Raw genomic sequence first — 12766 nt, forward strand, 5'->3', positions numbered from 1 at the left:
ACTGTCCACTTTAAAATTTTTTCCACTCACTAATTCAAAATGGTTGCCCTGACTAATTCTCTAGACACACTATGCATCAATAGCATCAGAATGCTCGCAGTTGACGCAATTAATAAATCAAATAGCGGCCATCCAGGACTTCCTATGGGTTGTGCACCGATGGGATACGCATTATGGGACAAACATCTTCGTCATAATCCAAAAAATCCGAAATGGTTTAACCGAGACAGATTCGTCCTTTCTGCAGGACATGGGTGCATGTTGTTGTATGCCCTTTTGCATTTAACAGGCTACGACTCCGTAACAATGGAGGACATAAAACAATTCCGACAATGGGGTGCAAAAACTCCTGGTCACCCAGAAACTTTCGAGACACCGGGAGTTGAAGTCACTGCAGGACCACTGGGAGCTGGAATTTCTAATGCAGTGGGACTTGCAATAGCAGAGGCCCATTTATCAGCCAAATTCAATAAGCCTGATTCAACAGTTGTAGATCACTACACATACGTAATTATGGGGGATGGATGTAATCAAGAAGGAATAGCTTCAGAAGCTTGTTCTCTTGCAGGTCATCTAAAGCTTGGGAAATTAATCGCTCTATACGACGACAACAGCATCACAATTGATGGAAGAACAGATGTATCATTCACAGAAGATGTATTAAAGAGATACGAAGCTTATGGATGGCATGTTCAAGAAATACCTGATGGAAATACAGATGTAGAAGGCATCTCTAAAGCAATAGAAAAAGCAAAATCAGTTACAGATAAGCCTTCAATTATAAAAATTACGACAACCATCGGATTTGGCTCTCCAAATAAGAGTGATACAGCTGGGATCCATGGAGCAGCTCTTGGAGAAGAAGAAGCAGAACTTACAAGGAAAGAACTTGATTGGTCATACGAACCTTTTAAAATTCCTCAAGATGTATATGACCAATACCGTCAAGCTATTGAAAGAGGTTCCCAACTTGAGTCTAAATGGAATCAAACACTTACGGATTACAAGGCAAAGTATCCTGCTGAAGCATCTGAATTTGAACGGATGCTTAGAGGGGAGCTACCTCAAGGGTGGGATAAAGATTTACCTACATATTCAGCTGATGATAAGGGCCTTGCCACAAGAAAACACTCTCAAATATGTTTAGGTGCTCTGGGGCCTAACCTTCCTGAACTTATAGGAGGTTCTGCGGATTTAACACACTCAAATTACACAGATATAAAAGGTGAAACAGGGTCTTTTCAATATGAAAGTCCTGAAAAACGTTATTTGCATTTTGGTGTCAGAGAGCATGCGATGGCAGCCATTCTTAATGGTATTGCATATCACGACAGTGGTCTAATACCCTATGGTGGAACCTTCCTAGTCTTCGCAGACTATATGAGAGGCTCGATGCGTCTTTCAGCTCTCAGTGAGCTTGGCGTTATTTATGTTTTAACCCATGACTCAATAGGTGTTGGTGAAGATGGGCCAACACATCAACCAATAGAAACCATTCCCTCACTTAGAGCAATGCCAAATATGATGGTTTTCCGTCCAGGTGATGGTAATGAAACCAGTGGCGCTTATAAAGTTGCAATTAAGAGTCGTAAGAGACCAAGCTCTTTGTGCCTAAGTAGGCAGGGCATGGTGAATCAACAAAATTCATCAGTAGAAAAAGTTGCTTTAGGTGGATATGTACTAGAAGATTGCGATGGCAAAGCTGATCTAATACTTATTGGAACTGGAACTGAGCTTGATTTATGTGTCCAAGCAGCGAAAAAACTAACTTCAGAAGGTAAAAAAGTGCGTGTAGTTTCTATGCCATGTGTAGAGCTTTTTGAAGAACAAAGCGACAGTTATAAAGAAGAAGTTTTACCTTCTAACATCAGAAAACGCATAGTAGTTGAAGCCGCAGAGAGCTTCGGATGGCATAAATATATCGGTCTTGATGGAGATAGCGTTACTATGAATAGCTTTGGAGCATCTGCACCAGGTGGATTATGTATGGAAAAATTTGGATTTACAGTTGAGAACGTACTAGAAAAATCTAGAAATCTACTCAACAAATAAATTAATCTTTGCAATTAGCAAACAGTTAGTTAATCCATTTAAACAAGTTAAACAAAGAACTATTTTTCTTTGTTTAACTTTAGGGGAGTTAATTCAGCTGCACCTTTTGACTTGATTTGATCGTTTAATTTATCAAGATCTTCATCTGTGATTTTTGTATTCATTGGGCAATGGTTAGGACCGCACATTGAACAAAACTCTGCTTTTTTGAAAATTTCTTCGGGCAAGGTTTCGTCATGGTATTGCTTAGCTCTCTCTGGATCCAATGACAATTCAAACTGCTTGTTCCAGTCAAATTCTTTCCTAGCCTTGCTTAATTCATCATCACGATCTCGCGCTGCAGATCTATGCCTTGCAACATCTGCAGCATGAGCAGCAATTTTATAAGCAATTAGACCTTCCCTAACATCATCAGGATTTGGCAAGCCAAGATGTTCCTTAGGTGTTACGTAACAAAGCATCGCGGTACCGTACCAACCTGCCATAGCTGCACCAATAGCACTTGAAATATGGTCATAACCAGGGGATATATCTGTTACCAATGGACCTAGAACATAGAAAGGAGCTTCTGAACACTCCTCCATTTGCTTCCTAACATTGAATTCAATTTGATCCATCGGTACATGACCTGGCCCTTCGACCATAACTTGGACATCATGCTTCCAAGCTCGTCTAGTCAATTCACCCAAGGTTTTCAACTCAGCAAGTTGAGCTTCATCAGATGCATCATGCAAGCATCCAGGCCTTAGTGAATCGCCTAGAGAAAAAGTGCAATCATAGCGTTTAAAAATTTCGCAAATATCATCAAAACGAGTAAACAAAGGATTTTGCTTGTAATGATAAAGCATCCATTGAGCAAGAATTCCACCGCCTCGACTAACTATTCCAGTAATGCGACCTTTAACCTTAGGTAGATGTTCAATCAATAAGCCAGCATGAATAGTTTGATAATCAACACCTTGCTGACAATGCTTTTCGATGATGTGTAGAAAATCATCCTCAGTTAACCTTGAAATAGATCCGTGAACACTTTCTAAAGCTTGATAAACAGGAACTGTCCCAATAGGGATAGGGGAGGCATTTATAATTGCAGTTCGGACTTCGTCTAAATTAACTCCTCCAGTGGACAGATCCATAAGGGTATCTGCGCCATATTTAACAGCAAGCTCAAGCTTTTTTAATTCTTCGCTGACATCACTTGCATTTGGGGAAGCGCCAATATTTGCGTTGACTTTACAAGTAGAGGCAATACCTATTGCCATCGGCTCTAAGTTCGTATGGTTAATATTCGCAGGGATAACCATACGACCACGCGCAACCTCTTCCATAATCAAAGTCTCTGGAAGATTTTCACGCTTTGCTACAAATAACATTTCTTCAGTGATTTCGCCTTTGCGAGCAAAATGCATCTGAGAAACGTTTTTTTTACCCTTTCTGGAAGCAACCCATGAATTCCGCATGAACTAAAAAGCTATTGAATAAAGAAAGGGAGCATTATGCAAAGATCACAATATTTCACTTTCCTTACGCTGGTTCGAACCAGATCAGGTTCAGAGGGTGTGATCTCAGCCATACCTTGAAGCGATATGGCACCCCTAGTGATAATTACAAACTAGCTCGAAATAACCAACTAAACCCTAAAGTTTTTATAGATAAAAAATTTCTATTTAAAATTTTTGATTATTCATTTCCTTTTTAATCTCTAAAAACAACATTCGTCTTCGCCTTAATCTTCTAACTCCCCCAGTCAAAACCAATCCACTTCCAACTATTAATGCAGGTATTACTTGGATTTTATCTTTGCCCTCTCTATGTGAAAAACCAGTAATTGCTAGTAAAATTAGCAAAGGTGCTGAAATTGAAATTAATGGATTACCCAATCTGTTCATAAAATTAAGACCCTATATGTTGTGAAGAGTTTTAGTAGCCATAACTATTGTTTGAGACAAAATTTTTATTCCTAATTCCAGACTTCTTTCATCCAAAGAGAAATATCCACTATGTAATGGAGCACAACCTTGATCTCCGGCAACTCCTAATCGAAACATCGTCCCAGGTACATCTTGCAAAAAGAAAGCAAAATCTTCAGCACCTAATGAGGGATTTTCTAAATAGACAATATTTTCTGGATCCATAAAATTCTTCGCGCACTCAGATAACAAATTAGTTAAATCAGGGTCGTTATAAACTGGAGGCGCTATTGACTTAAAATTTATATTAGCTTTAGCTCCATAATTATTAACTATATTTTGAACTATTTTGTCTATCCATTGAGGCAACTTTTCATAAAGTTGGCTATCCAAGCATCTTACTGTTCCAAGAAGCTTAACTCTCTCAGCAATTACATTAAAAGCATTGCCTCCGGAAATTTTCCCAAAACTTATAACTACTGGTTTAAGAACATCTAACTGTCTACTAATAGCCTCTTGAAGTTCACTGATAACTTTTGCCGCGATCCAAATTGCATCTGTGCCTTCATGGGGTCTAGCTCCATGACCTCCTTTTCCAATAATATCTATTTCCAATTCAGCAGCGGCGGCTGTAAAAGTACCACTTTTTATTCCAATTTTTCCAACTGGCAAATCTGGATAAACATGAACACCAAAGAGAGCATGAACTCCCTCAAGTACCTTTTCAGATCTCATCCAATTTGCACCAAGTGCAATCTCTTCAGCAGGTTGAAAAATTATTCTGATTCGAGAAGTTGTAAATTTATTGTTTGCTAATACTTTTGCCACTCCCAAGCCGACAGAAGTATGCAGATCATGCCCGCATGCATGCATCAAGCCTTGAATTGAAGAAGAGTAATCCAAGCCAGTTCTCTCCTCGATTGGCAAAGCGTCCATATCAACTCGCAAGGCAATAACAGGTCCGCTTTTTTTACCCATTTCAGCAACCACGCCTGTTTTACCAACTGCTTCTGTTACCTCCCAACCTGCTTTTCTCAGCTCCCCAGCTACAAAAGCAGCTGTTTGATATTCCTGACCACTTAATTCTGGATGAGCATGTAGATGACGTCTTGACCTAATAAAGTCAGGAAGCATCTCCTTAGACAAAACTTCAATTTTTTTACCTAAATCTTTCATCTTTAATCCAACGCAAGAAATGCAATCAAATCATTTGTAGGTTTTGGAGGCCAACGGCGGATATGCAGTAACCAATCTTTATCACGGTATCTAATATCTAGTCCAGAAGCTGCAACCCAATTACTTTCAGCTTCACCTGTGAAGCCTTTACGCCACAGAAGAGCACTTAGTGCTGCTCTAGCATCTGCGAATAAGGGATATTTACGAATTAATATTCTAATTTTTTTTTCAGCGAGTTCAAAATCACCCAATTGATAAATTGCAAGCGCCTCACTAGAGCTAGCCATTGCAATAGAATAATTGGAAGATGAAGCTTGAGAAAATAATCTCTTCGCCTCAATCCAATTCCCCATAGAGCCCATTACATTACCTAAGTTGTATAATGCCGAAACATCTTTAGGATTCCTCTCTAAAACATATTTGTAATCATTACTAGCGTCTTCCCAACGCTCCAAAGCTTCTTCAGCAATTCCTCTATTCAGATAAGGGTCTAAATTTTCAGGTGAAATTTTTATGGCCATGGTTTGATCTGTTATTGCGCCCTTAGGATCACCGAGAGCAAGACGAATATTTCCTCTATTACTTAATGCAGCCGCATCATTTGGATTTTCATTCAAATAAGAACTCCAATCTTTTTCAGCTTGAATAAAATCTCCATTCTTACTTTCTTGAAGAGCCTTCTCGAATAAGTATTTAGGAAGCACCTTGGCTTGCGACGCAAATGGTACAAAAACAATAGAAAGCAGAAGTAAAACCTTTACAACTGATATGTTGATCATTTGTCTATTTTATTTGTTGAAGTAAGAAGACAATGTTTTTCAGCCGCTGGAGTAACAACCCTTCCCCTGGCAGTTCTTTGTAAAAAACCAATTTGCATTAAATAAGGCTCAACTACGGTTTCAAGAGTGGTTGAATCCTCTCCTAGCGCAGCTGCCAATGTTTCAAGTCCTACAGGTCCACCTTGAAATTGATTAACTATCAGGCCCAGATAACTTCTATCTGTGGCATCTAATCCTCTTTGATCGACTCGATGTAGATCAAGGGCATCATTAACAAGTTGTACATCAATAGTTTTGGAAGAGGAATGCACCTCTGCATAATCTCTTACTCTTCGTATAAGCCTATTCGCAATTCGGGGAGTACCTCTACTTCTTCTGGCTAATTGATGAGATGCTTCTTCCGTAATTGACAAATTTATAAGGCTCGCAGATCTTTTAATTATGTTTTCAAGATCCAGGTAATTATAAAAGTCCAGTCGCTGAGTTATTCCAAAGCGATCTCGCATAGGGGAGCTCAACGCAGCAGGCTTTGTAGTGGCTCCAACCAATGTGAAAGGCGGGATTTCGATTGATCGCATCCTTGAGGAAGCACCTTTGCCTACAGTTAAATCCAACCTTCTATCTTCCATAGCTGGATACAAAAGTTCCTGAGATATGCGATTGAGTCGGTGAATCTCATCAACAAATATCAATTCACGCGGCTGCATATTTATCAATAATCCAACAATATCTCTTGGACGTTCAAGTGCTGGTGCGCTTGCAACTCTAGCTTTAACTCCTAATTCCTCAGCAATAACCAAAGCCATAGTTGTTTTTCCCAATCCAGGCGGCCCATAAAGCATTAAATGATCTAATGCTTCTCCTCTCGTCAATGATGCTTTAACCGATATTTCAAGAACCTTCTTTAACTCAGATTGACCCACGAATTCATCAAAAGATTTAGGCCTAAGTGAATCTTGCCGAGATAATTTAATCTCCTCTTTTAAAAGAGTAGAGCCAACTAATCTTTCCTCTCCTTTATCATTGGGAAGAGGTGAATGATTAGTAATTGAAGACACAATTGCCATGAACGAAGGGTAGTGGCTTATCCACAAAAAAGGAGGTATATAGAAAAATGAGCAAAAAAAGAAAGAAAAAATCCAAAAAAATTTCCTCAGTTGATGGAAATCGTCGCTTAGCTGAAAATCGACAAGCAAGATACGAGTATGAAATCCTGGAAACACTTGAAACCGGCTTAGAGCTTCTTGGAACTGAAGTTAAGTCAATTAGAGCTGGGAAAGTAAACTTAAAAGACGGGTTTTGTTTAATTAAAAAAGATCAAATTCAACTTCATAATGTTCACATATCGCCTCATAATCATGCCGGTAAGTTTTTCAATCACGAACCTCTAAGAATCAAAAAACTTCTTGCACATCGAAAAGAAATAAAAAAATTAAAAATAGATTTAGAAAGAAAAGGTTTAGCATTAATACCTTTAAGTCTTTACCTCAAAGGCTCATGGATAAAGTTGAAAATTGGAATAGGAAGAGGGCGAAAGCTACATGACAAAAGGGATAGAGAGAAAGTTAATGACTCGAAAAGAGATGTAGCTAATGCACTAAAACGTTTTTAAAAGGGAGAAATTTATTAATATCACCTATTAAAGATTGATCTAAAAATCAAATAATGTATTCTTCAATTATCACTAACATCTAAAATAACATTTTCTGGTGGAGGTGTTGGATCAGGGTCCGCAATGAGCATATGTTGTAAAACAATTTCAGGACGCTCACTATCTCTCCATCTAATACGATAAGCAGGCATTTTTGTCCCCCTGCTTGTCGTTTGTTCAACAGGTTCCATAACCCAACCGCGTCTTGAACGCCCTTGGGGATTCCGTTTCACAACAGCATCTGCGTGCTTGAAGCGAAAACCAACTCTCTCGCCACTCATCTGAACAAAATACTTACTCGCCTATTATCCACTCTGACGGGTCACTTTCCAGTTTGTTTTAAATTTGATTCTGGTCGCAAAAGCGGAAAAGCTATGACATCTCTAATTGAAGGACTATCAGTTAATAGCATTACAAACCTATCTATCCCTATACCAAGGCCTCCTGTGGGAGGCATTCCAACTTCAAGAGCATTAATAAAATCTTCGTCCAAGCTGTGAGCCTCAAGATCACCTGCCTCTTTTTGCGCCTGCTGTAAAAGTAAACGTTCTTTTTGATCAATAGGGTCAATTAACTCACTAAACGCATTAGCAGTTTCTCTACCGACAATAAAAAGTTCAAACCTTTCAACTAAACCTTTCTTAGTCCTATGTTTTCTGGCTAATGGAGAAATCTCAATTGGATAATCCATCACAAATGTAGGTTGAACCAGCTTAGGCTCTACTACTTGCTCAAAAGCTTCATTTAACAGTTTCCCAACACTGTCAGCCTTTTCAGGCGCTTGAAGGCCTTCTTGAATCATTGCAGCCCTGGCATCGTAAACTTTATCTCCAAACAACTCAAAATCAATTCCAGTGAATTCCTTAACTAATTCATGCATCGTGGCCCTTCTCCACGGGGGGGTCAGATTTATTTCTTGCTCTTGATAATTAATTTTGGTCGATCCACAAATTTTTTCGCAAACTGAAGAAAGTAATTTTTCTGTTAATTCCATCATGTCAAAATAGTCTGAAAAAGCTTCATAAATTTCAACAGAAGTAAATTCCGGATTATGTCGCGTGCTAATACCTTCATTTCTAAAAATTCTTCCCAGTTCATAAACCCTTTGAAACCCCCCCACCACAAGTCTTTTAAGATGCAATTCTGTTGCAATTCTCAAATACAAAGGTAAATCAAGAGTGTTGTGGTGAGTTATAAAAGGCCTTGCATCAGCACCACCGGCCTCTGATTGTAAAACTGGGGTCTCAATCTCGAGAAAATCTTTTTCATCTAACCATCGTCGAATTGAACTAACTAATAAAGCTCTGGTTCGAAAAGTTTTTTTTGATTGAGGATTAACAATTAAATCTAAGTATCTTTGCCTGTACCGCTTTTCAACATCGGCAAGACCATGCCATTTATCTGGTAAAGGCTGTAAAGATTTTGACAACATCGACCACTCAAAGACTTTGATAGAGAGTTCACCTCTATCAGTTCTCCTCAATATTCCACTTACTCCTATCCAATCACCAGAGTCAACAAGGGAGGTAATAATCTCAAAATTATTCTTTGCATTTTCGCTATTTTTATTTTGATTTAACGTAGCCTTTTCTAAAAATAATTGTATAGTGCCTGTCTCATCGGCAAGAGTAAAAAAAGCGAGTTTGCCCATCACTCTCCTAGAAGTTATTCGCCCTGCAATGGAAACTTCTTCTCTTATTTCTTCTCCCTTTGGCAAGTCTGCGTATTTTTCCTGTAAAACAGAGGAAGAATAAGTAGGTTTAAAATTTAAGCCATACGGACCTTGTCCAAGGCTTTTTAGTGCTTTTGCCTTCTCAAGGCGGGTATCTCTTAATTCAGACAAGGCAATTCATACATACGGCAGAAAAGAACGGGATAAATGCAAAACCTATCAATATTGAGCTATGAATGTCTAACTTGCAATAGCAGTTGGAAATTCTCCCATTCTTTGCGAAGCGTAGCCAATACCTCTTACAGTTAAAATCAATTCAGGGTTTCTTGGATCTGGTTCAAGTTTGCCCCTCAAACGAGCTACGTATACATCTACAACTCTTAAATCAGCCGCTCGTCGGGGAGGGTAACCCCAAAGCTGTTCCAAAATCTCGGCTCTAGGGACAACACGGCCAGGTTCACGGAATAATAATTCCAGTAAACTGAATTCTGTATATGTGAGACCTATTCTTGCTCCGCCTCTGCTGACTTGCCTTCTATTGGTGTCTACAACAAGATCACCAAGTTTCATTACTCCTTGTCCTGAAGGAACCTCTCGAGGCTCATCTACTGTAGGAGCTGGTCCAACTCTTCTCAGTATCGTCGCAATTCTTGCCTCCAACTCTTTTGGGCTAAATGGCTTAGCCAGATAATCATCAGCGCCTAAATCCAAACCAGCAACTCTTTCAGAAATCGCTTCAAGAGCTGTCAAAAATATTATTGGGACACAAGACTCTGCTCTAATTCTTCGACACACTGCAAAACCATCCATCTTGGGGAGCATGACATCAAGAACCACTAGGTCTGGTGCTTCTTTATGAAAAACCTCGAGTGCTTGCTCTCCATCTTGTGCAGATAAAACCTGGTATCCAGCAAGATTTAGCCTTGTGACCAAGACTTTCAATACTGCTGGTTCATCATCTACAACCAAAATACAGGTCATAAGATTAGCTGTTGCCGTAGTGACAGGACCATCGAAATTTTGTGTCGAAAATGGCTTCTTGTTATAAGAAGATATCATCTTCAAGTCAGGTATTCAAAGCCCTTTGACTAATTTAAAAGACAGACTCCCCTCTAATAAATAATTATTTATTCTAATTTAAAAGATTTAAAATTTTTGAAATTAGTTTTTTTTATAAGCAAGAAGAAGCCATGAAGAAAAAAACGGGGCAACTAATCCAGTGATGATAGCCTCAGAAATTAATATATAAATTGACCAAGAATGAAACCAGTTATTTCTTAGAGAGCTATATATGAAAAGTTTTTGAGCCCAAATAGAAAGGCCAACTAAGGCGGTTCCAAAGATAGCCATCAAACCAATATTTAAAAAGGATTCGATTTTTTTATTATGCAATCCATATTGACTCCAAACTAAAGACAAAAGGAATAAAGATGGAATATAAGAAGCATCACTAATTGTAAAAGAATCTAGAAAAATTCCCAATAAGATAGCAGCTATAACTGACCTCCATCGACAATTCTTTAGTGAAAATGGCAACAATAAAATTACAGGCCAGCATGGTTTTATTCCATTAACAGTAAGCCAATCAGGAGAAATAATTAAAAAAGCTGGTAAACAGATTATTGCAAAAAAGATCAATAATTTCTTATTATTTTTAGCCATTATTTTTTTAGAATTTGAACCCAATCTATCGCCTCAGGTGATGCAGTTAATTGAACTATCGCATATGGAGAAGGCAATGCTTTCTCGTTAACAAATTGAACAATTCCTATTGTTAAATTTGGCGGTAATTTAGTACTTGCTGGTGATGAAGTTACAACATCTCCAATCTTAACTAAAGGATTTTTATTAAAGAAAATAAGCTTTGGTCTATTTGTACCCATCCCAGTCAAAATTCCATGATGCTTAGTTCGATCAATCCAAGCTCCTACTTGATGACCAGGATCAGTCAACAGTCTTACTCTTGAAGTGAGTGGAGTTGTGCTATCAACAAGACCAATCAAGCCACCTGGTCCTATCACTGTTTGCCCTTTCAAGATTCCATCTTGTGCGCCCTTATTAATTTCTAACAGTTGCCACCAATTTCTAGAGGATCGCGATATGACAGCTGCCGAAATTCTTTTGTCACTATTCAGCTCTTTTAAAGCAAGAGCTCTTCTTAAACGAATATTATCCTTTTCAAGCAATTTTAATCGCATACTTCTTTCAATATTTTCTCCTTCCTTAATCCATTCTCTTTGAGCAGTGCCAGGGAGTATTGGTTTGAGTAAAATAGAGTAAAAGTCTAAAAATCCTGCTCCCTTTGTCCAACGAATAGCAAACAATAAAGCTACAAACAAAAATATTACCCAAAACCTACTTTTCAAAAGCAAATGAAACCCAATATTCCCTCGGGCTTTAATCATTGTTCAATCTCTAATTACGTTTCTAGCGAAATCGGGTGTATCTAAAACTCTTCGCATTGATTTAAAATCATCTAAAACCAAACCACATCCATTTACAACGCACAACAATGGGTCCTCGGCTACGTGAGTGAAAATTCCTGTTTCATGGCTTAAAAGATCACTAATTCCTCTTACTAATGCACCCCCTCCTGCAAGCATTATCCCCCTATCAACAATGTCTGCAGCCAGCTCGGGTGGAGTCCTCTCTAGAGTTCTTTTTACAGCATCAACAATCTTATTCAAAGGCTCTGACATTGCTTCTCTTAAATCACCAGCTTTCAAATTAATTGAACGAGGCAGACCTGATAGTAAATGTAACCCCCTTACATCTATCGATTGCAAATCAAATTCATTAGATGGAAAAGCTGATCCAATTTTAATTTTTATCTCTTCAGCAGTTCTCTCACCGACTACTAAATTGTGTATCTTCTTTAAATAAGTAGCGATAGCATCATTAATCTCATCACCAGCAACTCTCACAGATTCACTTAAAACTGTTCCACCAAGACTTAAAACAGCTACTTCAGTAGTTCCTCCTCCTATATCAACAATCATTGTTCCAATTGGCTCTGTGACTGGCAAAGAAGCTCCTATTGCAGCAGCAACAGGCTCATCAATCAAATGCACCTCTCTTGCTCCAGCAAGACCAGCTTCACGAACTGCTCTCCTCTCTACCCCAGTTACTCCACTCGGAATACCAACAACTAGTCGAGGTGCAATAATTCCGCGCCCCTCATTACACTTTTGAATAAAAGTCTTAAGCATTTGCTCCGCTGCATCAAAATCCGCTATCACACCATCACGTAATGGCCTAACAGCGCGAATATTCCCAGGTGTTCGCCCTAACATTAATTTCGCATCATCTCCTACGGCCAAAGGGACCCCTTCCTCCAAATCCATAGCTACAACGGAAGGTTCCTGTAAAACAATTCCTTTACCAGAAACATAAATCAAGGTATTGGCTGTACCTAAATCGATCCCAATATCACGGGAGAATTTGAAACGGTTAAAAAACACGGATTTCAATCATTTGAGCAATCATAAAGAGAGTTGAACTAAGATAAATATATTATTTAAAAACC

Annotated in this window: 13 protein-coding genes and 1 riboswitch; of the genes, 2 read left to right on the forward strand and 11 right to left on the reverse strand. The window is 38.6% G+C overall.

Translation table 11 applies throughout. From position 1 onward, the window contains the following. Positions 1-39 precede the first annotated feature (39 nt). A complete protein-coding gene (gene tkt / locus AC6EI0_RS06935) occupies positions 40-2052 on the forward strand; it encodes a transketolase (RefSeq protein WP_498521862.1) in 2013 nt (670 codons plus the stop codon). 59 nt (positions 2053-2111) lie between these two features. Here the strand turns inward: tkt and thiC are convergent, their stop codons facing one another. From thiC to ruvB, 5 genes are all read right to left on the reverse strand, one after another. Next, the gene (thiC, locus tag AC6EI0_RS06940; RefSeq protein WP_498521863.1) at positions 2112-3512 is read right to left on the reverse strand and encodes a phosphomethylpyrimidine synthase ThiC; all 1401 of its coding nucleotides are present in this window, start codon (positions 3510-3512) and stop codon (positions 2112-2114) included. 43 nt (positions 3513-3555) lie between these two features. Next, positions 3556-3659: riboswitch (TPP riboswitch) on the reverse strand. A gap of 60 nt (positions 3660-3719) precedes the next feature. Further along, the gene (locus AC6EI0_RS06945) at positions 3720-3941 is read right to left on the reverse strand and encodes a DUF3188 domain-containing protein (RefSeq protein ID WP_498521864.1); all 222 of its coding nucleotides are present in this window, start codon (positions 3939-3941) and stop codon (positions 3720-3722) included. Between the two features lie 12 nt (positions 3942-3953). Next, positions 3954-5138 carry an amidohydrolase gene (locus AC6EI0_RS06950; RefSeq protein WP_498521865.1) on the reverse strand — a complete coding sequence of 395 codons (1185 nt, stop codon included), beginning with the start codon at positions 5136-5138 and terminating at the stop codon, positions 3954-3956. 2 nt (positions 5139-5140) lie between these two features. Beyond that, complete coding sequence (locus AC6EI0_RS06955) at positions 5141-5917, reverse strand: tetratricopeptide repeat protein (RefSeq protein WP_498521866.1); 777 nt, start codon at positions 5915-5917, stop codon at positions 5141-5143. Further along, a complete protein-coding gene (gene ruvB / locus AC6EI0_RS06960) occupies positions 5914-6984 on the reverse strand; it encodes a Holliday junction branch migration DNA helicase RuvB (RefSeq protein ID WP_498521867.1) in 1071 nt (356 codons plus the stop codon). Before ruvB ends, AC6EI0_RS06955 begins: the two co-directional genes overlap by 4 nt. A 47-nt stretch (positions 6985-7031) precedes the next feature. On the opposite strand from ruvB, the gene smpB reads away from it, so the two are divergent. Next, complete coding sequence (gene smpB / locus AC6EI0_RS06965) at positions 7032-7529, forward strand: SsrA-binding protein SmpB (protein WP_498521868.1); 498 nt, start codon at positions 7032-7034, stop codon at positions 7527-7529. Positions 7530-7591: 62 nt separating this feature from the next. Here smpB and AC6EI0_RS06970 read toward each other — a convergent pair whose 3' ends face one another. The 6 genes from AC6EI0_RS06970 to AC6EI0_RS06995 all read right to left on the reverse strand — a co-directional run bounded on the left by AC6EI0_RS06970 (position 7592) and on the right by AC6EI0_RS06995 (position 12701). Beyond that, complete coding sequence (locus AC6EI0_RS06970; RefSeq protein ID WP_498506222.1) at positions 7592-7849, reverse strand: DUF8660 family protein; 258 nt, start codon at positions 7847-7849, stop codon at positions 7592-7594. Between the two features lie 41 nt (positions 7850-7890). Continuing rightward, complete coding sequence (gene lysS, locus AC6EI0_RS06975) at positions 7891-9411, reverse strand: lysine--tRNA ligase (protein ID WP_498521869.1); 1521 nt, start codon at positions 9409-9411, stop codon at positions 7891-7893. 69 nt (positions 9412-9480) lie between these two features. After that, a complete protein-coding gene (gene rpaB / locus AC6EI0_RS06980; RefSeq protein WP_498523516.1) occupies positions 9481-10221 on the reverse strand; it encodes a response regulator transcription factor RpaB in 741 nt (246 codons plus the stop codon). A gap of 180 nt (positions 10222-10401) precedes the next feature. Next, a complete protein-coding gene (locus AC6EI0_RS06985; protein ID WP_498521870.1) occupies positions 10402-10902 on the reverse strand; it encodes a hypothetical protein in 501 nt (166 codons plus the stop codon). Beyond that, the gene (gene mreC / locus AC6EI0_RS06990) at positions 10902-11645 is read right to left on the reverse strand and encodes a rod shape-determining protein MreC (protein ID WP_498521871.1); all 744 of its coding nucleotides are present in this window, start codon (positions 11643-11645) and stop codon (positions 10902-10904) included. The genes AC6EI0_RS06985 and mreC overlap by 1 nt, the downstream gene beginning before the upstream one ends. Positions 11646-11648: 3 nt before the next feature. Further along, positions 11649-12701 carry a rod shape-determining protein gene (locus tag AC6EI0_RS06995; protein WP_498519981.1) on the reverse strand — a complete coding sequence of 351 codons (1053 nt, stop codon included), beginning with the start codon at positions 12699-12701 and terminating at the stop codon, positions 11649-11651. Between the last annotated feature and the right edge of the window lie 65 nt (positions 12702-12766).

Source organism: Prochlorococcus sp. G5PB11, from assembly GCF_059772425.1.